Genomic DNA, 20,130 nt, shown 5'->3' on the forward strand with positions numbered 1-20,130 from the left:
CAGGAAGCCCCACCTGCCGCGTGTGACGGTGGCCGTAACGCACGACGACCGTACGGAGCACGCCATGGCAGACCTCCAGGACGACCTGCACACCGGCGCGGAGGCCGGCGAGCTCGACGACCTGTCCGTGCCGCTGCCCGACGAGGCCTTCCCGCCCGAGCCCTACGCGCCCGTCTCCGACCCCGACGACGAGCCCCTGACCCGGGCCCACGCCGTGCTGGCCGCCCACCCCGTCGCCGACGGCTACTGCGGCCTGCCCCGGGCGCTCGGGCACCTGCCCTTCTACGACCTGGAACTCGGCGAGAGCGGCGTCCGCGCCGACGTGCCCCGGCTGCGCGCGGGGCACGTCGGCGCGCTGTTCTGGTCGCTGCACCTGCCCGGGGGCGCCGACGGCGACCGGGCCGTCGGCGCCGCCCTGGAGCAGCTCGACCTGGCCAGGACGGTCGTCCGGGCCCATCCCGAGGGCCTCCGGCTGGCGTACGACGCCGGGCAGGTCATCGACGCCCGTAACTGCGGCCGGGTCGCCGTGCTGCCGGGCCCCGCCGGAGCCGCCGCGCTCGGCGGCAGCCTCGGCATCCTGCGCTCCCTGCACGCCCTCGGTCTGCGGGTGCTCACGCTGACCGGCGCCTCCTGGGCGGGCGAGGCCGGTCTGAGCCGCTTCGGCGAGGAGGTCGTCCGCGAGATGAACCGGCTCGGCGTCGTCGCCGACCTCTCGGGGGCCGGAGCGGGGACCGTCCGCCGTGTGCTCGCCGTCTCCAAGGCGCCCGTGCTGTGCACCCGGTCCGCCGCCCTGGCCCTGCGCCCGCACCCGGCCAACCTCCCCGACGACCTGCTCGCCGAGCTCGGCGCGGCCCAGGGCCTGTGCATGGTGCCGCTGGCCGCGGAGCAGACGGGCCCGGCCGTCCGCGACGTCGCCGACCACCTGGACCACGTCCGCCGGGTCGCCGGCCCGCGGAGCGTCGGCCTGTCCGGCACCTACGACGCCGGCGGCACCCATCCGCTGGAGCTCGGCGACGCCTCCTGCTACCCCCGTCTGGTCGCCGAGCTGCTGCGCCGGGGCTGGGACGAGGCGGACGTCGCCCTGCTGACCTGGGGCAACGTGCAGCGCGTGCTGCGGGGCGCGGCCTTCGCCGCCCGCGCGGCGCAGCTGCGGCGCCAGCCGTCGACGGCGACGATCGCCGAGCTCGACGGCTGAGCGCCGCCGGGGTCAGCCGTGCTCGATCCGGCACAGGCAGAACGGATGCCCCGCCGGATCGGCGTACACCATGAAGCCCTTCTTCTCCCGGTCCTCCAGGTCCAGCGGCCGGGCGCCCAGCGCGAGCACCTTCTCGTGCGCCGCGTCCATCTCCTCCCAGGTCGCCCCGCCGTCGAGGTCGAGGTGGAACTGCTGGGCGTTGCGGTCGGAGCGAGGCCACTCCGGCGGGGCGAGTTCCGGTGCCCGCTGGAAGGACAGCCGCGGCCCGCCGGGCATCTGGAGAACGACCCAGTCCGGGTCCTGCTCGTCGGGGGTGCCGCCCGCCACCTGCGCGTAGAAGCGGGCCAGTTCGCGGGGCTCGGGACAGTCGACGACGACGGAACGGAAACGTGCCACGGGTGCCATGGGGGGTTCCTCCCGGTGATGTGAGGCGGTGTCAGCAGGCACAGAGGCAGAACGGGTGCCCGGCGGGGTCGGCGTAAACGCGGAACGTGCGGGTCCGGTCCTCGGCGTCCAGCGGGCGGGCGCCGAGCTCAAGTACGGCCTTCTCGGCCGCGTCCAGGTCCGCCACGGTGAGGTCGAGGTGGAACTGCTGGGAGCCGTCGGGCCCGGGCCACTTCGGCGGCACGTACTCGGGGGCGGCCTGGAACGCCAGTGCCTTCCCGCCGGGCAGCCTCAGGTCGATCCACTCGTCCTGGCCGTCGTTCTGTTCCTCGACGGTGCCGCCCAGCACGCCGGCGTAGAAGCGGGCCAGCGCCCGGGGGTCGGGACAGTCCAGGACGACGGCGCCCAGTTCGGCCACGGCCATGACTTCCTCCTCGAAGTCCGCGGTTACCAGCATGATGCGGGTAACCAGTAACGGTTACTGCATGCTGCCCCATTGGCGGTAACGTCGCAAGCATGAGTGAGAGATCGCCCGCACCGGGGGGCCTGGAGCTGATCGAGGCCCTGGTGAACACGCTGGACCTGGAGACGGGCGCCGACTCGCTGGGCACGCCGGAGGGCCGGGCCCGGTTCGGCCTGACGGAGGAGGAGGTGCCGGCCGCGCGGGACCTGCGCGAGTCGCTGCGCGCCGCCCTGCTCGCGCACGCCGGCCACCCGCCGCACCGCGCGGTCGCCCCGCTGGGCGGACTGCTGGCGGGGGCCCCGCTGGTCGTGACGGTCGACACGGCCGACGGCTCCGCCGCCCTCGCCCCGGCCCGCGGCGGATCCCTGCTCGCCCGCGTCGCAACAGCCGTCGCCGGGGCACTGGTCGCGGGCACCTGGAGCCGCCTCAAGGCGTGCGAGGCCGCCGACTGCCACTGGGCCTACTACGACCGCAGCCCGGCCGGACGCGGGCGCTGGTGCTCGATGCAGGTGTGCGGGGCGCGCGCCAAGATGCGCCGGTACCGCGCCAAGGAGGCGTGACGGCCCCGTGGTTCACCCGCCGGTGCGCGGACCTAGGCGGTCGGCCGGCCCATCGCCCGGTAGGTCCAGCCGGCCCGCCGCCAGGCCTCCGGGTCCAGGGCGTTGCGGCCGTCGAGGATCACCCGTGCCGCCGCGGCCTCGCCCAGCGACTCCGGGTCCAGCTCGCGGAACTCCCGCCACTCCGTCAGATGCAGCACGACGTCGGCGCCCCGCACCGCCTCCAGTGCCGAGTCCGCGTAACCGAGCGTCGGGAACAGCCGCCTGGCGTTCTCCATGCCCTTCGGGTCGTACACCGTCACCTGGCCGCCCTGGAGGTGGATCTGCCCGGCGACGTTCAGCGCGGGCGAGTCCCGTACGTCGTCCGAGTCGGGCTTGAAGGTGGCACCGAGCACCGCGACCCGCTTGCCCAGGAACGGGCCGCCGCCCAGCGCCTGCCGGGCCAGCTCGACCATCTGGCCGCGCTGGCGCATGTTGATCGAGTCGATCTCGCGCAGGAACGTCAGCGCCTGGTCGGCACCGAGCTCACCGGCGCGCGCCATGAACGCCCGGATGTCCTTCGGCAGGCAGCCGCCGCCGAAGCCGATCCCGGCCCGCAGGAACTTCCTGCCGATCCGGTCGTCGTGCCCGATGGCCTCCGCCAGCTTGGCGACGTCGCCGTCGGCGGCCTCGCAGACCTCCGCCATCGCGTTGATGAAGGAGATCTTGGTGGCCAGGAAGGAGTTCGCCGCGGTCTTCACCAGCTCGGCCGTCGGGAAGTCGGTGACGACGAACGGCGAGCCCTCGTTGACTGGCGTGGCGTACACCTCGCGCAGCAGCTTCTCGGCCCGCTCGCTGCGCACGCCCACCACGATCCGGTCCGGGTGCAGGGTGTCCTGCACGGCGAAGCCCTCGCGCAGGAACTCCGGGTTCCACGCCAGCTCGGCGTCGCCGCCCGCCGGCGCGTGCTCGGCGAGGTAGCCGGCCAGCCGGTCGGCGCTGCCCACCGGCACCGTCGACTTGCCGACGACCAGGGCGGGGCCGCGCAGATGCGGCGCGAGCGAGGCCAGCGCGGACTCGACGTAGGACATGTCACAGGCGTACTCGCCGTGCTTCTGCGGCGTGTTCACGCACAGGAAGTGCACGTCGCCGAAGGCCGCGACCTCCGCGAAGTCGGTGGTGAAGCGCAGCCGCCCGCTGGACCCCTCGATGCCCGCGACGTGCGCCCGCAGCAGTTCCTCGAGACCCGGCTCGTACATCGGGACCTCGCCCCGCTGGAGCATCTCGATCTTCTCGGGCACCACGTCCAGGCCCAGCACCTCGAAACCGAGCTCGGCCATGGCCGCCGCATGGGTCGCGCCGAGGTAGCCGGTGCCGATCACGGTGATCTTGAGGGCCATGAGGTGCTCCAGGGGTGTACGGCTGAGGTGCGCGCCCGAGCATATCCGGGGCGCCGGGCGAAGGCCCCGGCCGGCTGTCGTCAACCTCACCTATCCAGCGACGCGGGCGGCGTTCTAAAATTTGGGTTACTTAACGGTAGTTAGCGTGCCCAGCATCACAGTGTTTTGGAGCGTGAGAGACCTTGGCCGGATCGGCTGACTTCGACCTGTACCGCCCGTCCGAGGAGCACGACATGCTCCGCGACGCCGTCCGCTCGCTGGCCGAGGCGAAGATCGCGCCGCACGCCGCCGCGGTGGACGAGGAGGCCCGCTTCCCGCAGGAGGCCCTCGACGCCCTGACCGCGAACGACCTGCACGCCGTGCACGTCCCCGAGGAGTACGGCGGCGCGGGCGCCGACGCCCTCGCCACGGTGATCGTCATCGAGGAGGTGGCCCGCGTCTGCGCGAGCTCCTCCCTCATACCGGCGGTGAACAAGCTCGGCTCGCTCCCGGTGATCCTCTCCGGCTCCGAGGAGCTGAAGAAGAAGTACATGACCCCGCTCGCCAAGGGCGACGGCATGTTCTCCTACTGCCTCTCCGAGCCCGACGCGGGCTCCGACGCGGCCGGCATGAAGACCAAGGCGGTCCGCGACGGCGACTTCTGGGTGCTCAACGGCGTCAAGCGCTGGATCACCAACGCGGGCGTCTCCGAGTACTACACGGTGATGGCCGTCACCGACCCCACCAAGCGCTCCAAGGGCATCTCCGCCTTCGTCGTCGAGAAGTCCGACGAGGGCGTCTCCTTCGGCGCGCCGGAGAAGAAGCTCGGCATCAAGGGCTCGCCGACCCGCGAGGTCTACCTCGACAACGTCCGCATCCCCGCCGACCGCATGATCGGCGCGGAGGGCACCGGCTTCGCGACCGCGATGAAGACGCTGGACCACACCCGCATCACCATCGCCGCCCAGGCCCTCGGCATCGCCCAGGGCGCCCTCGACTACGCCAAGGGCTACGTCAAGGAGCGCAAGCAGTTCGGCAAGCCGATCGCCGACTTCCAGGGCATCCAGTTCATGCTCGCCGACATGGCCATGAAGATCGAGGCCGCCCGGCAGCTCACCTACGCGGCCGCGGCCAAGTCGGAGCGCGGTGACGGCGACCTCACCTTCCAGGGCGCCGCCGCCAAGTGCTTCGCCTCGGACGTGGCGATGGAGGTCACCACGGACGCCGTCCAGCTCCTCGGCGGCTACGGCTACACCCGTGACTACCCGGTCGAGCGCATGATGCGCGACGCCAAGATCACGCAGATCTACGAGGGCACCAACCAGGTCCAGCGCATCGTCATGGCGCGCAACCTGCCGTAACCCCCGCACCGCGAAAGGGCGCCCGGGACCGACCGTCCCGGGCGCCCTTCCCGTGCGGGTGAGGGGGCTCAGTCCTCGTAGCCCTCCGCCACCCGGCGCTCCCGCAGCTCCATGATCGCGCGGCGGCGGGCCAGCCGGTGGGTGCGGCGGATCTGGGCCTCCTGGTAGCGCCGCTTGTCCTTCTCGGTCTCCGGGATCACCGGCGGCACGGAGCGGGGCTTGCCGTCGGCGTCCACCGCGGCGAACACCAGGTAGGCCGAGCCGACCTGGGTGGCGGGGGCCGACTCGTTCCAGCGCTCGGCCAGTACCCGCACGCCGACCTCCATGGAGGTGCGGCCGGTCCAGTTGACCTGCGCCTTCACATGGACGAGGTCGCCGACGCGGACCGGTTCGAGGAACGCCATCTCGTCCATGGACGCGGTGACGGCGGGCCCGCCGGAGTGCCGGCCGGCCACCGCGCCGGCCGCGTCGTCGACCAGCTTCATGATCACGCCGCCGTGCACCGTGCCCAGAAGGTTGGTGTCGCTGTGCGTCATGATGTGGCTGAGGGTGGTGCGGGAGGCCGAGGTCGGCTTGCCCGGGATCTCCGATGCCGCCGACTCCGCGTCCGAGGCCTGTTCTGCCTGGTCTGTCATGCCCTCCACCTTATGCCGGGACGGCACGGGGGTATTTTGTGTCAGCTTCGCAACAGCGCCGCCCCTATTTTCCGACGGCCCTGTCGGCCGCACCGCCGGTACCTGCACACTGGTCCGCATGACTGATTGGCCCGAGGGGCGACCCGGTGACAACCGCGCCGGCCGGTACGGACGCGGCAGCGCGAGCGCACAGCCCGAGAGTGCCCGCGTGATGCGTCAGGTCCGCCGCGGCGCGGCGCCGCCGCCCGGCCAGGGCACGGCCCCTCCGTACGGGGGCGGGGTGCCGCAGCAGCCGTCGTACGTCGACGGCCGGGGCCACGGCGGCCAGGACGGGTACGACAGCGGCTACAACACCGGCCAGGTCTACGGCAGCCCCGGCGGCCGCGGCCCCGGCCCGGGCGGCCCGCGGTCCGCGCCCGACTGGCGGCGCCGGATCAAGTGGACGGCGATCACCGTGGTGACCGTGCTGGTCGTCACCACGGTCGGGACCTACTTCTGGGCCGACTCCAAGCTCAACCGCGACGTCGACCTGTCGAAGGTCATCGACCGGCCCGGAGCGGGCGAGGGCACGAACTACCTGATCGTCGGGTCCGACAGCCGCGAGGGCATGACCAAGGACCAGATGAAGGACCTGCACACCGGCAACGCCGAGGGCAAGCGCACCGACTCGATGATGATCCTGCACACCGGCGACAACGGGTCGACGCTGGTGTCGCTGCCCCGCGACTCGGACGTGGAGATCCCGAGCTTCGTCGGCTCGGAGTCCGGCAAGAAGTACGAGGGCACCGGCCGGCACGTGAAGCTGAACGCCGCCTATGCGGAGGACGGCCCCGAGCTGCTGGTGCGCACCGTCGAGTTCAACACCGGGCTGCGCATCGACCACTACGTGGAGATCGGCTTCGCCGGCTTCGCGAACATCGTGGACGCGGTCGGCGGCGTCGAGATCGACATCCCGCAGGACATCAAGGACAAGAAGTCCGGCGCCGACTTCAAGAAGGGCAAGCAGACCCTGAACGGCGAGGAGTCCCTGGCCTTCGTCCGTACCCGGTACGCGCTGCCCGGCTCCGACCTGGACCGCACCAAGAACCAGCAGAAGTTCCTGTCGGCCCTGGCGAGCCAGGTGGCCACCCCGTCGACCGTGCTGAACCCGTTCAGGCTGTACCCGACCATGGGCGCGGGCCTGGACTCGCTCGTCGTGGACAAGGACATGGGCCTGTTCGACCTGGCCGGCATGTTCTGGGCGATGAAGAGTGTCAGCGGCGGCGACGGCACCTCGATGAACATGCCCGTCTCCGGCAGCGTCGGTGGCAACCTCACCTGGGACGACGCCAAGGTGAAGAAGCTGGTGGAGCAGCTGAGGAACGACGAGAAGGTCACCGTCTCCGGCAACTGAGGCCGGAGCCGGTCAGGGCTTCCCGCACACCACCTCGTCGCCGCGTACCACCGTGCCCGAATCCTGCGGCGGGTCCGCCGCCCTCACCTTCGCCACCTGCTCGAAGTCGGCGCCCGCGATCACCTTCAGCGTCGCCCCCTGGCCCTTGACCGGCCTGAGCCGGCTGCCGGGCAGGGCGGCGGCCAGCGACTTCGCCGAGTTGTCCCAGCGGGGGTCGAAGGCGACCACGGTCCGTGCGACCGTGGTGTCGGCGTTCACCGGTGCCCGGGTGGTGAGGAAGCCGGTCGCGGCCAGCGCGTCGTCCACGCGCCTGCCGAGCCCGGCGGTGTGTGTGCCGTTCTCCACCTGGACCCGGATCCGCTTCGGGTCGACCGGCACCGGTACCGGTGCCGGGCCCTCGGGCCTGCGTCCGGGGGGTGCCAGCGGCCTGTCCTCGCGCAGCGCGCCGAAGATCCGCTCCGACCGGGCGGGGTCCCACTTGAGGGTCGAGCCGACGCCCTCGACGGCGTAGCCCATCTGCCCGATCGGCACGGTGGTGAACTCCGACGACGACGGCGAGAAGCTCCGCATCGCCCGCCCGAGGGCCAGCAGCTCGTCGGTGCCGAAGCCCTTGTCGGCCCGCACCGAGCCCAGCACCGCCCGCGTGACGTCGCGGAACTTGAGCGGGTTCAGCAGGAGCCCGGAGGAGGTCGCCCGGTCGATCAGCGCGGCCAGGAAGCGCTGCTGGCGCTTCATCCGGCTCAGGTCCGAGGCCCCGTCGAGGTGGCGGGCGCGGACGTACTGCAGGGCCTGTCCGCCGGTCAGCTCGTGGGTGCCGGCCGGCAGGTCGAGCCCGGTGTAGCGGTCCTTGAGCGGCTGGACGGTGCAGATCCGCACCCCGCCGAGCACGTCCACCGTCTTCATGAAGCTGGTGAAGTCGACCTCCAGATAGTGGTCGATCTTCACGTGGGTCATGTTCTCGACGGTGCTGATGGTCAGCTGGGGCCCGCCCTCGGCGTAGGCCGCGTTGAGCTTCACGGGGTGTGCCCGGTGGTGCTCGCCGGTCGTGCGGTCGGTGTGGTCGGGCGTCACGGCGTACGAGTCGCGCGGCAGGCTGACCACGCTCGCCCGCTCCCGGTCCTCCGAGATGTGGACGATCATGATCGTGTCGGTGCAGTGACAGGGGGCGCCGCCGAGCCGGTACTTCCGCCGCTCCTCCGCGCCGATCCGGTCGCGGCCGTCGGTGCCGACCAGCAGGACGTTCATGCCGTTCCCGCCCCGCGGACGGTTCTTCATGTCCTTGAAGGCGTCGACGCGGGCGATGTCCGCGTCCAGCCCGGAGAGCACCGCGTGCCCGATCCCGGCGGAGGCGAGCACCACTACCGACAGCGCCGTCACCGCCCGCATGGCCCAGCGCGGCTTCTTCCGCCGTACGGCGGGCCCCGGCGGGCGGCGGGTGCGCTGCGGCGGGGGGCCGCCCCGTGGGGGCGACGCCGGGACCCTGGGGGAGCGGGGCGGCGTGGGCAAGGGTGACACCTCCGCGGGGGCGGGACCTGGGGCCGGACGTGGGATCCGTGAGCACCGTAGGCCGATACGATCTGCTGCCCGGGGTTGTGACCCCCGCGGCGCGCACCCGTGTCCCCCGTTCGCGGTAACGTGAGCACCGATGAACGCCAAGTCCGACGTGCGGCCGCCCGCCGTTTCCGTGATCATGCCCGTCCTCAACGAGGAGCGGCACCTGCGCGGCGCCGTCCGCGCCATCCTCGCCCAGGAGTACGCCGGCGAGATGGAGGTCGTGATCGCCGTCGGTCCGTCCACGGACCGCACGGAAGAGATCGCCGCCGAACTCGTCCGCGAGGACCCCCGCGTCCACACCGTGCCGAATCCCACCGGCCGTACGCCCGCCGCGCTGAACGCCGCGATCAAGGCCTCGCGCCATCCGGTCGTCGTCCGCGTCGACGGCCACGGCATGCTGTCGCCGAACTACATCGCCACGGCCGTACGGCTGCTGGAGGAGACCGGCGCGCAGAACGTGGGCGGCATCATGCACGCCGAGGGCGAGAACGCCTGGGAGGACGCCGTCGCCGCCGCGATGACGTCGAGGATAGGCGTGGGCAACGCGGCCTTCCACACGGGCGGTGCGGCGGGCCCGGCCGAGACGGTGTACCTGGGCGTGTTCCGCCGAGAGGCCCTGGAGCGGCAGGGCGGGTACAACGAGGAGTTCATCCGCGCCCAGGACTGGGAGCTGAACTTCCGCATCCGTGAGGCCGGCGGCCTGATCTGGTTCTCGCCCGAGCTGAAGGTGTCCTACCGGCCCCGGCCCTCGGTGCGGGCGCTGGCCAAGCAGTACAAGGACTACGGCCGTTGGCGGCACGTCGTCGCCCGTTACCACTCCGGCTCCATCAACCTGCGCTACCTCGCCCCGCCGACCGCGGTGTGCGCGATCGCCGCCGGCGTCGTGGTGGGCGCCGCGCTGACCCCGTGGGGCTTCGTCGTGCCCGGCGCCTACCTCGCGGCGATCGCCGCGGGCTCGCTCCCGGCCGGCAAGGGGCTCGGACCGAAGGCGCGGGCGCAGATCCCGGTGGCGCTGGCGACCATGCACATGTCGTGGGGCTTCGGCTTCCTGACCAGCCCCCGGTCCCTGGCGAAGCGGGTCATCGCGTCGCGGCGCCCGGCGGTCCAGCCGGACGCCGACGCCGCCGGCGCCCGCTGACGCCGCTCAGGACCACGTGAACCCCGGGTTCACGTGCATGCAGGCGCTCGTGTCCGCGCCGTTGAGGGCCTCGGCCGACTCCGGGGTCCGGTCGTCCGCGCCGGGCGCCCGGTACGCCGTGTCCTCGCGCCAGTCCGCGCCCACGACGAGCGTGACGCCGGAGACCTCGGTCGACCTCTGTACCGAGCCGGCGGGTATCCCCAGGGACGCGGCGACCCGCTGCGCGTCGCCGGCCAGGTCGGCGCTGGGGTAGCGGACGACTGTGCGGTCCTCGCTGGGCAGTACCGAGGGGTCGGCGACGGCCCGTGCGAAGCCCTGTTCCACCAGCAGCCCGGCGACCGTGTCGGCGCGTCCCCGGGCCGCCGCGAGGCTGTCGGTACGGGTGCCGTTGCGGACCTGCACCGCGATCTCGTCGTCGGCGGCGGCCGGGTCGGCGGGGGCCGTCGGCTCCGGGTCCGGCGCGGGCTCCTTCTTCGCGTCCTTGCCGTCCAGCGCGATGTCCTCCCGCACCAGCCGGAACAGTTGCTCCGCGTCCTCGGTCGGCTCCACACGCGCGCCCACGTACCGGTTGGGCATGGTGGTCATGGTGATGCGCTCCGGCTCGACCGTGCGCAGCTCGCCGCTGAGGTCGTACAGCTTCTTGACCGTGTCGAGGCCCGGGTCGACCGTGAGCGCCTCGGTGGCCTGCTCCGCGAGCGCGCGCAGCCGGCCCGGGCTGCCGAGCGTGGCGTTCTCGCGCAGCACGCGGACCATCGAGTTGAGGTACATGTGCTGGGCCTTGGCGCGGGCCAGGTCGCTGCCGTCCTCGAAGCCGTAGCGGGTGCGCAGCCACTGGAGGGCCTGCTCGCCCTTCACCGGGTGGGTGCCCTTCTCCAGCTTCAGACCGGAGCCGTGGCCCTGGCCGTCGCGCGAGTGGATGTTGGCGTCCACGCAGACCGGCACGCCGCCGACGGCGTCCGCCATCGACACCACGCCCGCGAAGTCGACCATCACGAAGTGGTCGATGTGGATGCCGGTGAGCTCCTGCCAGGTGGCGACCGTGCAGCCGGGACCGCCGTGGCCGAGGCTCTGGTTGGTCATCACCCGGCCCTCGCTCGCCGGGTACACCGTCCCGTCCTCCGGGTCGGTGCACTTCGGGATCTTCACCAGGGTGTCGCGGGGCATGCTGACGACCGACATGTTGCTGCGGTCCGCGGAGAGGTGCACCAGCATCTGCACGTCCGCCAGCGGGGTGGAGCCGAACGTCTCGCGCGCGCCGCCGAGTTGCTGGTTCTCCTCGCTGTCCCGGGCGTCCGAGCCGATGACGAGGATGTTCAGCGGGGTCTGTCCGGCGGCGTTCGGGGTCGGCGCGGCGACCTTGCTGTCGCCCAGGTTCAGCGTGTCCTTGCGGATGTTGTCGTTGAGGTGCTCGTAGTAGAGGTACCCGGCGCCGGCCGTGCCGGCCAGCAGCACGGCGAGGGTCAGCGCCGTCCAGCGGAGCACCCGGCGTCCCCTGCGGGGCCCGCGCCCACCGGTCTCCGCATCGCCGTCGCCGTCCCCGCCGCCGTCGTCCACGTCCTCGACGGCCGGCTCGTCACGCTCGGGCGCGTCCGACGCGCCCTCCCGCGTGTCCTCCTCCTGCTGCACACCGCTCTGCGTCACTCCGCGTCCTTCCCCACCCCTGCCGCCGCCGCGGGCCCGTCCTCCGTCCGCGGTCGCCCTGTGAGACGTACGGCGGGCCCGTCAGGTCAACTGGCGCACTGCACCTGGTCGGCCGTGGACTTGTCCAGCTCCGGCGTCTTCACCGAGGTGGCGTTGAGCTTGACCCCGGCGCCTTTGAAGTCCTTGCCGAGGGTGAGGGTCATGGTGGGCAGGCCCTGCGCGTTGGTGACGCTCCGGCCGGGCTTCATGGCCGCGCCGGACAGGCCGAGGATCTCGGCGAGGGCGCGGGCCTGGTCGGCCTGGTCGGGGGCGTACTCCAGGGTGGTCTTCGCCAGTTCGGTGGGGGCGTTGCCGGCGTTCTCGGACTTGGTGACGCCGGCCTCGGTCTGGAGGTACTGGAGTTCCTTCTGGGCGCTGCCGCCCGCGGCGCCGCCGTTGAGGACGCGGACGCGGACCTCGGAAGGATCGGACTTGGTGCCCTTGAGGCGGGCCGCGACGGCGGCGGCCTCCTGCTTCTGCTGCTGCTTGACCTCGGTGAACGAGATGTCGTTCCGGATCATGTCGAAGACCTGGGGCGCCTTCGCCTCGTCCACCACGACCGTCGCCTTGATCTCCTCGGCGGGGTTGTCCTTCACCGGCACCGTGGCGAACGTGATGTTCTTCGTCGGCACCTTCTTCAGCTCCAGGGCGATGTCCTTGAGCGTGCCGACGTTGCCGATGGGCTTGTCCACGGTGAGCGCCTTCGTGGCGGCCTCGGCGAGCTTCACCAGCTTGGTGGGGCTGGTCAGGGTGTCGCTGGAGGCCATCTTCCGCATGAGCGAGCCCAGGAACTGCTGCTGCACCTTGATGCGGTCCAGGTCTCCCTCGTTGCCGAAGGCGTGCCGGGTGCGGACGAAGGCGAGGGCCTGCTCGCCCTCCACCTTGGACTCGCCCGCGGGCAGGACCAGTTTGGACTTCTTGTCGTTGACGGCGTGCTCCACGCAGACGTCCACGCCGTCGACCGCGGTGGTCAGCGTCTTGACCGCGTTGAAGTCGGCCATCATGAAGTGGTCGACCTGGATGCCGGTCGTCTCCTTCACCGTGCGCATGGTGCAGCCCGCGTCCCGGCCGCTCTCCCCGAGGCTGCGGTTGAAGCGCACGCCCTGCTGGCCGGGTATGACCTTCTCGCTCCCGTCCTCCTGCGTGGTCGGGCAGTCGGGAATGTCGACGATCATGTCGCGGGGGATGCTCAACGCGGTCGCGTTGGAACGGTCCTTGGCCACGTGCAGCAGGATGTTGGTGTCGGCGTGCCCGACGCTGCCCGCGTCGCCGTAGCCCTCGTTGCCCGCACCGGTGCGCTTGTCGGTGCCGATGATGAGGATGTTGAAGGCCTCGTCCTTGCTGAAGTTGCTGCTGCCCGCGCTGCCGACGTCCGTCGTCGAGACGTTGCCCTCGAGGTGCTTGAGGTAGAGGTACCCGCCGACGCCGGCCACGAGGACGACGAACGCCGTCGTGCCGCCGGTCCACAGCAGGATCTTCTTGCCCGTCGACTTCTTCTTCGCCGGCCGCCGGCCGCGCCGCCCGGCCGCCGGTTCCTCCGGCGCGGGGCGACGGCGCCGCTGGGGCGGTACCTCACGGCCGGGGGCCGTCGTACGGCGGCGGCCCGCACCGTCGGTGCCCCGGCCGCCGTCCGTCCCGCCCGGTGCGCCGTCGCCCGGTCCGCCCTCGCGGGGCTTCGGAACGGCCGGCTGCGGCGCGGACGATGCCATCCGCAGCTCGTATTCGCCGGTCCGCGGATTGAGCACCCACTGGTCTGCGGGGTCGATGTCGTCCGCCCGCCCACGTCCTTGCGCGTCCACGGTCTCCGAGTCCTCCGTCGGGGCCACGCGGCGCCTTCCCGGAAGGCGCACGGTAAAGGGTCAACAAGTGCACGACGCCAGGGCGGACCTCGCGGCGGGGGCACCGGAGCGCTCACACTATCCGCCCAGTTCAGTGTCGAACGACACCGGTGACAAATTCGACTTCCCTACAACAGGGCATTCCGCCCCATTCCCGGGAACGCCTACCAGCGGTAGGGCCGGTAGACGTCCATGCACTTGCCGGTGTCGGCGCCATTGAGGGCGTCGCTGTTGTCGGGCAGGTCACCGGCCTCCGGCGTCTTCTGCTTCGGATACGCCGTGCCCGAGCGCCAGTCGGAGCCGACGACGACCGTGACCCCGGAGACGTCCGCGGACTTCTGCACCGCGTTCGCCGGAACGCCCAGCGCCGCCGCGACCCGCTGCGCGTCCCCGGCCAGGTCCGGGCCCGGGTAGCGCACGACGGTCCGTTCCTCGGAGAGTGCGCCCGAGGTGTCCTTCGTGGCCTTGTCGAAGCCCTTCTCCACCAGCGCGTCGGCGATCGTGCCCGCACGGCCGCTGACCGGGCCGAGCGAGTCGGACCGGGTGGCGTTCTGCACGAGCACGTCGATCTCGGCGTCGGCGGCGGCCGGGTCCGCGGGCGTCCCGCCGGCGCCGTCCGTGCCGTTGCCGCCGGCACCCTTGCCGGCATCCTTCCTGCCGCCGGTCTTCGCGCCCTTGTCGTCGAAGGACACGTCGTCGCGGAGCATCGCCCAGACCTTCTCGGCGTCCGAGCCGGCCGGCAGCAGGTGGTTCTCGTCCTCGGGGTCCTCGACGGTGGGCAGCGTCGTCATGGTGATGCGGTCCGTCGGCACCGTCTTCAGCTGCATCCCCAGGTCGTACAGCTTCTTGACCGTGCCGACCTCCTCCGAGACCGTCAGGGACTTCGTGGCCGACTCGGCCAGGTCCATCAGCCGGCCGGTGTCGGTGAAGACGTTTTGGCCCTTCAGGGTGCGGATCATCGAGTTCATGTACATGTGCTGCGCCCGCGCCCGCATCAGGTCACTGCCCCAGGCGTGCCGGGTGCGCAGCCACTGCAGGGCCTGCTCGCCCTTGACCTTGTGCGGGCCGGCCGTCAGCTTCAGCCCCGAGCCGCCGGACACGCGCGGCAGCGGCCGGTCCCACACGTTCTGGTTCACGCAGACCTCGACCCCGCCGACGGCGTCGGCCATCGACACGACGCCCGCGAAGTCGATCGTCATCCAGTGGTCGATGTAGACACCGGTGAGGTTCTGCCAGGTGGCCAGCGTGCAGCCGGCGCCGCCGCGGCCCAGCGACTCGTTGATGATCGTGTTGGTCGCCGGATACGTCGTGCCGGTCTCCGGGTCCGTGCACTTGGGGATGTCGACCCGGGTGTCGCGTGGGATGCTGACCACCGCCGCGCTCTTGCGGTCCGCGGACAGGTGGATCAGCATCTGCACGTCGCCCAGCGGCGGGTTGTCGCGGTGGTCCTTGCCGCCGCCCAGCGCCACGTTCGCGTCGGAGGCGCGGCTGTCGGAGCCGATCAGCAGGATGTTCAGGGGCGTCTGGCCGTCCGCGTTCGGCTCGGTCCTGTGCGCCTTCGAGTCGCCGCTGCTGCGCTCGCCCTTCTCGATGTTGCCGTTCAGGTGCTGGTAGTAGAGGTATCCGGCGCCGGCCGTGCCGAGTATCAGGACCGCGACCGTCGACGCGGACCACCTGAGCACACGGTGCCCGCGCGTCGCGCGCCGCCCCTTCCCGCGCCCCGCGCCGTGCCGGCCGCCGCGCCCGCCGGTGCCGTCTCCCGCCGCCCCCGCACCGGGGCCGTCCTCGCCCCCGTGCCGGGCGCGCCGGGCACCACCGGACCGTGTCCCCTGCCCGCGCACATCGCTCTGCGTCATGTTCCTCTCCCCACCCCTCGCGCCGGCCGTCGTGCCCACGGGCGCTTCCTGTTCGCACAGTTGGACGTACGGACGGCCCCTTTGGCTGTACGGCCGTCCCGACGGATTGGTTCCGCCACGGCCGCAACACGGCCGTCCGGTAAGACGTCGGAGAGGGCCCTCAGGTCACTTGGCGCACTGGACCTTGTCCGCCGTGGACTTCTCCACCCCCTCCGGAGCCTTTCCGGAGGGGGCGTTGAGCTTGACGCCGGCGCCCTTGAAGTCCTTGCCGAGGGTGAGGGTCATGGTGGGCAGGCCCTGCGCGTTGGTGACGCTCCGGCCGGGCTTCATGGCCGCGCCGGACAGGCCGAGGATCTCGGCGAGGGCGCGGGCCTGGTCGGCCTGGTCGGGGGCGTACTCCAGGGTGGTCCTTGCGAGTTCGGCGGGGGCGTTGCCGGCGTTCTCGGACCTGGTGACGCCGGCCTCGGTCTGGAGGTACTGGAGTTCCTTCTGGGCGCTGCCGCTCACGGCGCCGCCGTTGAGGACGCGGACGCGGACCTCGGAAGGATCGGACTTGGTGCCCTTGAGGCGGGCCGCGACGGCGGCGGCCTCCTGCTTCTGCTGCTGCTTGACCTCGGTGAACGAGATGTCGTTCCGGATCATGCCGAACACCTCGGCGGCGGGCGCCTCCTTGAGGACGACCGTCGCCGCGACCTTCTCGGCCGGGTTGTCGACGACCGGCACCGTGGTGAAGGTCAGGTTCTTGGTGTTGAGCTTGCCCAGCTCCAGACCGAGGTCCTTCAGCTTGCCGATGCTGTCCAGCTTGGCGTCGACGGTCAGCGCCTTGGTGCCCGCCTCCGCCAGCTTCACCATCTTGGACGGGCTGGTGAGCGTGTCGTTCGACTTCAGCTTGCGCATCAGCGCGCTGAGGAACTGCTGCTGTATCTCGATGCGGCTCAGGTCACCGCCGAAGCCCACCGAGTGCCGGGTGCGCACGAACGCCAGCGCCTGCTCGCCCTCGATGGTGTGCGTGCCCGCGGACAGCTCCAGGTGCGAGTCCGGATCGTCGATGTCCTTCGCGAGGCAGACGTCGACCCCGCCGACCGCGCTGGTCAGCGTCTTGACGGCGTTGAAGTCGGCGACCATGAAGTTGTCCGGGGTGACCCCGGTCAGCTCGGTGACGGTCCGCATGGTGCAGCTGGGCGTACGGCCGTCCTGGCCGAGGCTGGTGTTGAAGCGGACGCCGGTGGAGCCGGGGATGACCTTCTGCGTCCCGTCCTCCTGCGTGGTCGGGCAGTCGGGGATGTCGACGATCAGGTCGCGGGGGATGCTGAGCGCGGTCGCGTTGGAGCGGTCCTTGGACACGTGCAGCAGGATCGTGGTGTCGGCGTGGCCGACGCTGCCGCTGTCGCCGTAGCCCTCGTTGCCGTCGCCGGTGCGCTTGTCGGTGCCGATCAGCAGGATGTTGATGGCCTTGTCCTTCTGGAAGCCACCGGTGCTCGCGCCGTCGTCGGCGACGGACTGGATGTTGTCGTTGAGGTGCTCCAGGTAGAGGTACCCGGCCGCCGCGGCACCGAGGACGACGAACGCCATCGTGCCGCCGGTCCACAGCAGGACCTTCCTGCCCGTCGACCTCTTCTTCACCGGCCGCCGCCGGCCGCGCCGCCCGGGCGGTTCCTCGGGCGCCGTACGCCGCTTGCGCGGGCCCGGGACGGCACGCCCCGGGGTGGTCGCGGCGGACGCCTGTGCGGTGCGGGCGCGTGCCGGGCCGGAGGGGCCCGGTGCGCCGGATCCGGCACCGCGGGGAGCCGGGGGCGCCGACTGCGGTGCGGAAGGGGTCAGTCGCAGTTCGTATTCGCCGGTGTCCGGGTTGAGCACCCACTGGTCTGCGGGGTCGATGTCCTCCGCCCGCCCACGGCCTTGCGCGTCCACGGTTGTCCGATCCTCCGTCGGGGCCACGCGCGCCATCCCCTCCAGGCGCCCGGTCTCGGTCACTCAGTGCGCGACCGCGGGAGAGAACCTCGTGGCCGGGCACACCGGATCGCTCACATTAACCGCCGGATTCGGCGCGCGGCGACGACGGTGACGCATTCCACGGTCCTTACAACTGGGCAATCCGACCCTTTTCCTGGACAAGTGTCCGCCGCGTCGCGCATGTCTTGGCTCCGCCTTGTGCCGTCTTTGGATGCGCTTTACTCGCAGATGTCCTCGTCGGCGGTGTTGCCGCTGAACGTCGGCTGCGGGGAATCGGCGTCCTCGGCCTCGCGCGGGCCGGCCGCACCGGACCCGTTCCCGCGCGCGCCCCGCTCGACCGCCACCGGTTCGTCGGTCCGCAGCCGGGTGAAGAGCTTCTCGGCGTCGGGCTGCACGAGTTGGTCGCGATCGGCGTCGCGCGCGTACGCCTCCCGCGGGACGGTCAGGAACTGCACACGCTCCGCGGGGACGCCGCGCAGGCCGCGCGCGAGGTCGTACACGCCCCGCAGGCTCGCCAGGCCCGGATCGGTGGTGAGGGACGAGGTGGCCGCGTCCAGCACGGGATAGAGCTTCACCGGATTCAGCAGTACGTCATTGCTCTGCACCTTGCTGACGAGCGCCCCCAGGAAGCGCTGCTGGCGGTCCATCCGGTCGGTGTCGCTGCCGTCGCCGAGCGACTTGCGGGCCCGGACGTAGCCGAGGGCCTGCTCCCCGTCGAGCGTCACCCGGCCCGCGGGCAGCTTCAGCCTGGCGTCCTTGTCGTCGACCGGCCTGCGCAGGCACACCTCGACGCCGTCGAGGGCGTCGACCATCTTCTTGAAGCCCTGGAAGTCGACGACCACGTGATGGTCGATCCGGATGCCGGTCAGTCCCTCCACCGTGCGGATGGTGCACGCCGAACCGCCCGCCTCGAAGGCGTAGTTGAACTGGGTGAACACCGGCTGGGTGCGGGAGCCGTCGCGGCGGTGGCAGCCGGGCACGCGCACCATCAGGTCGCGGGGGAGGGAGACCGCGGTGGCGCTGTCCCGGCCCGCCGCGAGGTGCAGCAGGATCGTGGTGTCCGACCGCTCCGTCCCGGTGTCCCGCCCGTAGCGCTCGTTGCCGTCGCCGGAGCGCGAGTCCGACCCGATGACGAGCAGGTTCTGGGCGCCGCGGACCAGCGAGGTGGGCCGCTCCTTCTCGTACCGCGCGAGTTCCGCCGCCGCGGCCTCGTCGGCGGTGATGTTCCCGCTCAGCTTGGCGTACACCGCCCACCCGATGCCCACGGCGGTGCCGCCGAGCACGGCGACCGCGATGCCCGCGTACCGCAGCCTGCGCCGCCTGCGCCGCCGCCGTCCGTCCCCGGTCGCGGACGCCCCCGCTCCCGGTCCCAGGGGCCCGGCACCGTCGGGGGACGCGCCCGCGCTGTCGCTCACGTCAGCCTCAACCCCTCGTGCCGTACGAGCGTGCCCTGCCCGCCCGCGCTCCCCCGATCATGACCCGAACCCCGCCGAACCCCCGGCCCCGACTGAGCCGAACGGGTCACGACCGGCACCGCCCCCCGAGCCGCGGGCAGTCGCACCGCCCCCCGAGCTGCGGGCAGTCGCACCGCCGCCCCGGAGCCGCGGGCGGTCGTGCCTCCCCCAGTGCCTGAACGGCCCGGGAGGCGCCCCCAGGGGCGGCACGGGTGGGCGGTGGGGGTCCCCCCCGCTCGAGCGAAGCCGAGAGTGGGGGAGGCACCCGGTCAGCGCCGGGCCGCGTCACCCACCCGGCGCCCGGGCCGACGCAGGGCGCCCGACGGACGCCGGCAGGTGGGCGCACCCGGCACCCGCACCGGCACCGGCACCGGCACCCGCACCCGCACCCGCACCGACGGAGTCACCCCGCCCCCGAAAACCTCACCGCGCCGTGGCCGACACCCGCTCCGTCTCGATGCGCTGATCCACCACACCGTCCCCGGCCCGATCCAGGTGCCGGCACAGCACCACCGACCCACCCGACGCCAACGGCCCGAACAGCCCCGCGTTCAGCCCCTCCCACGTGTCGTACGGCAGCCCCGACAGGATCCGCGCCCCCGGCCCCGTGAGCCCCAGCCCCGACGCCTCCGCCCGGGCCCGCTCCACGACCTCCGCCCCGCTGAACTCCCGCCCGGCCACGATCAGCGCCGGAGCCTCCGGGTCCACCGGCGCGTACGGCACGAACCGGTCCCCCTGCCCCGGCACCTCCACCGCGTAGTCGGCGAAGCCCTCCGGCGCGGCCGGCAGGAACCGCCCGCCGAGCGGCCGCAGGGCCAGCGCGATCCGCGGCCCCGAGCACGCCCGCGCCGCCTGCAGCGACTCCGGCTCCGGCCCGCTCACCGCCACGTCCGCCGCCGCCGGGTCACCGGCCACGTCGGCGACGACACCCACCGACGCGCACGCCAGCAGCCACACCGCCGTCTGCCAGTGCGCGGGCAGCAGCAGCGCGACCCGGTCACCGGGTTCGACGGACAGCTCGTCCTGGAGCAGGTTGGCGGTCTTGGCCACCCAATTGGCGAAGGTGGCCACGGACAGTTCGACGCGTTCGCCGGTCGCGTCGTCGTAGAAGGTCACCAGGGGGCGTCCCGGGTCCGCGGCGAGCGCGGAACTCAGCAGGTCGGCAGGGGTGCGGTCGGTCGCGTTCATCCGCGCAAGCGTACGCGGGCCCCCATGCGTGCCCCGGGCGGACGGGCCACATCGCCGCCACCGGATCGAGGGAAAAACCCTACGGGCCGTCATATCCCGTATGGACATATATGTCCGGCCGTG

Annotated in this window: 16 protein-coding genes; 5 read left to right on the plus strand and 11 right to left on the minus strand. The window is 72.3% G+C overall.

Translation table 11 applies throughout. From position 1 onward, the window contains the following. Nucleotides 1-64: 64 nt before the first annotated feature. Nucleotides 65-1,195: a dipeptidase gene (locus ACFWJB_RS18165; protein WP_386923272.1), complete on the plus strand. Its 1,131-nt coding sequence runs from the start codon at nt 65-67 to the stop codon at nt 1,193-1,195. 12 nt (nt 1,196-1,207) lie between these two features. On the opposite strand, the gene ACFWJB_RS18170 is transcribed toward ACFWJB_RS18165, so the two are convergent. Together ACFWJB_RS18170 and ACFWJB_RS18175 are read right to left on the minus strand one after the other, a co-directional pair. Further along, complete coding sequence (locus tag ACFWJB_RS18170) at nt 1,208-1,600, minus strand: VOC family protein (protein ID WP_386923274.1); 393 nt, start codon at nt 1,598-1,600, stop codon at nt 1,208-1,210. Between the two features lie 31 nt (nt 1,601-1,631). Further along, complete coding sequence (locus ACFWJB_RS18175) at nt 1,632-2,003, minus strand: VOC family protein (protein ID WP_386923311.1); 372 nt, start codon at nt 2,001-2,003, stop codon at nt 1,632-1,634. Nucleotides 2,004-2,095: 92 nt separating this feature from the next. Here ACFWJB_RS18175 and ACFWJB_RS18180 point away from each other — a divergent pair, with 92 nt between their 5' ends. After that, nucleotides 2,096-2,602 (plus strand): CGNR zinc finger domain-containing protein, encoded by a 507-nt coding sequence (locus ACFWJB_RS18180; RefSeq protein ID WP_385473318.1) that lies wholly within the window; start codon nt 2,096-2,098, stop codon nt 2,600-2,602. 32 nt (nt 2,603-2,634) lie between these two features. Here ACFWJB_RS18180 and ACFWJB_RS18185 read toward each other — a convergent pair whose 3' ends face one another. Continuing rightward, nucleotides 2,635-3,978: a UDP-glucose dehydrogenase family protein gene (locus ACFWJB_RS18185; protein ID WP_385473315.1), complete on the minus strand. Its 1,344-nt coding sequence runs from the start codon at nt 3,976-3,978 to the stop codon at nt 2,635-2,637. A gap of 182 nt (nt 3,979-4,160) precedes the next feature. On the opposite strand from ACFWJB_RS18185, the gene ACFWJB_RS18190 reads away from it, so the two are divergent. Further along, complete coding sequence (locus tag ACFWJB_RS18190; protein WP_385473312.1) at nt 4,161-5,318, plus strand: acyl-CoA dehydrogenase; 1,158 nt, start codon at nt 4,161-4,163, stop codon at nt 5,316-5,318. Between the two features lie 68 nt (nt 5,319-5,386). Here the strand turns inward: ACFWJB_RS18190 and ACFWJB_RS18195 are convergent, their stop codons facing one another. Beyond that, nucleotides 5,387-5,953, minus strand: a complete 567-nt coding sequence (locus ACFWJB_RS18195; RefSeq protein WP_385461277.1) for an acyl-CoA thioesterase — start codon at nt 5,951-5,953, stop codon at nt 5,387-5,389. Nucleotides 5,954-6,071: 118 nt separating this feature from the next. Here ACFWJB_RS18195 and ACFWJB_RS18200 point away from each other — a divergent pair, with 118 nt between their 5' ends. After that, nucleotides 6,072-7,346, plus strand: a complete 1,275-nt coding sequence (locus ACFWJB_RS18200) for an LCP family protein (RefSeq protein WP_385461274.1) — start codon at nt 6,072-6,074, stop codon at nt 7,344-7,346. 12 nt (nt 7,347-7,358) lie between these two features. Here the strand turns inward: ACFWJB_RS18200 and ACFWJB_RS18205 are convergent, their stop codons facing one another. Next, the gene (locus tag ACFWJB_RS18205) at nt 7,359-8,732 is read right to left on the minus strand and encodes an LCP family protein (protein WP_386923277.1); all 1,374 of its coding nucleotides are present in this window, start codon (nt 8,730-8,732) and stop codon (nt 7,359-7,361) included. 259 nt (nt 8,733-8,991) lie between these two features. Between ACFWJB_RS18205 and ACFWJB_RS18210 the strand changes: the two genes are divergently transcribed. After that, nucleotides 8,992-10,038 carry a glycosyltransferase family 2 protein gene (locus ACFWJB_RS18210; RefSeq protein ID WP_385461268.1) on the plus strand — a complete coding sequence of 349 codons (1,047 nt, stop codon included), beginning with the start codon at nt 8,992-8,994 and terminating at the stop codon, nt 10,036-10,038. Between the two features lie 6 nt (nt 10,039-10,044). On the opposite strand, the gene ACFWJB_RS18215 is transcribed toward ACFWJB_RS18210, so the two are convergent. The 6 genes from ACFWJB_RS18215 to ACFWJB_RS18240 form a co-directional block, all read right to left on the minus strand. Then, nucleotides 10,045-11,679 (minus strand): LCP family protein, encoded by a 1,635-nt coding sequence (locus ACFWJB_RS18215; RefSeq protein ID WP_386923280.1) that lies wholly within the window; start codon nt 11,677-11,679, stop codon nt 10,045-10,047. Nucleotides 11,680-11,765: 86 nt separating this feature from the next. Further along, the gene (locus ACFWJB_RS18220) at nt 11,766-13,517 is read right to left on the minus strand and encodes an LCP family protein (RefSeq protein WP_386923313.1); all 1,752 of its coding nucleotides are present in this window, start codon (nt 13,515-13,517) and stop codon (nt 11,766-11,768) included. Nucleotides 13,518-13,720: 203 nt separating this feature from the next. Beyond that, the gene (locus ACFWJB_RS18225; RefSeq protein WP_386923282.1) at nt 13,721-15,412 is read right to left on the minus strand and encodes an LCP family protein; all 1,692 of its coding nucleotides are present in this window, start codon (nt 15,410-15,412) and stop codon (nt 13,721-13,723) included. Between the two features lie 165 nt (nt 15,413-15,577). Beyond that, complete coding sequence (locus ACFWJB_RS18230) at nt 15,578-17,323, minus strand: LCP family protein (RefSeq protein WP_386923284.1); 1,746 nt, start codon at nt 17,321-17,323, stop codon at nt 15,578-15,580. Nucleotides 17,324-17,583: 260 nt separating this feature from the next. Then, nucleotides 17,584-18,780, minus strand: a complete 1,197-nt coding sequence (locus tag ACFWJB_RS18235) for an LCP family protein (RefSeq protein ID WP_386923286.1) — start codon at nt 18,778-18,780, stop codon at nt 17,584-17,586. A gap of 462 nt (nt 18,781-19,242) precedes the next feature. After that, the gene (locus tag ACFWJB_RS18240; RefSeq protein WP_386923288.1) at nt 19,243-20,007 is read right to left on the minus strand and encodes a TIGR03089 family protein; all 765 of its coding nucleotides are present in this window, start codon (nt 20,005-20,007) and stop codon (nt 19,243-19,245) included. Nucleotides 20,008-20,130: the final 123 nt, after the last annotated feature.

This window comes from Streptomyces sp. NPDC127100 (genome assembly GCF_042724095.1).
Lineage (GTDB): Bacteria > Actinomycetota > Actinomycetes > Streptomycetales > Streptomycetaceae > Streptomyces.

Coding starts and splice junctions, on each gene's coding strand:
- ACFWJB_RS18165 (WP_386923272.1), top strand. CDS start 65: ATGGCAGACCTCCAGGACGACCTGCACACCGGCGCGGAGGCCGGCGAG.
- ACFWJB_RS18170 (WP_386923274.1), bottom strand. CDS start 1,600: ATGGCACCCGTGGCACGTTTCCGTTCCGTCGTCGTCGACTGTCCCGAG.
- ACFWJB_RS18175 (WP_386923311.1), bottom strand. CDS start 2,003: ATGGCCGTGGCCGAACTGGGCGCCGTCGTCCTGGACTGTCCCGACCCC.
- ACFWJB_RS18180 (WP_385473318.1), top strand. CDS start 2,096: ATGAGTGAGAGATCGCCCGCACCGGGGGGCCTGGAGCTGATCGAGGCC.
- ACFWJB_RS18185 (WP_385473315.1), bottom strand. CDS start 3,978: ATGGCCCTCAAGATCACCGTGATCGGCACCGGCTACCTCGGCGCGACC.
- ACFWJB_RS18195 (WP_385461277.1), bottom strand. CDS start 5,953: ATGACAGACCAGGCAGAACAGGCCTCGGACGCGGAGTCGGCGGCATCG.
- ACFWJB_RS18200 (WP_385461274.1), top strand. CDS start 6,072: ATGACTGATTGGCCCGAGGGGCGACCCGGTGACAACCGCGCCGGCCGG.
- ACFWJB_RS18205 (WP_386923277.1), bottom strand. CDS start 8,732: ATGCGGGCGGTGACGGCGCTGTCGGTAGTGGTGCTCGCCTCCGCCGGG.
- ACFWJB_RS18210 (WP_385461268.1), top strand. CDS start 8,992: ATGAACGCCAAGTCCGACGTGCGGCCGCCCGCCGTTTCCGTGATCATG.
- ACFWJB_RS18225 (WP_386923282.1), bottom strand. CDS start 15,412: ATGACGCAGAGCGATGTGCGCGGGCAGGGGACACGGTCCGGTGGTGCC.
- ACFWJB_RS18240 (WP_386923288.1), bottom strand. CDS start 20,007: ATGAACGCGACCGACCGCACCCCTGCCGACCTGCTGAGTTCCGCGCTC.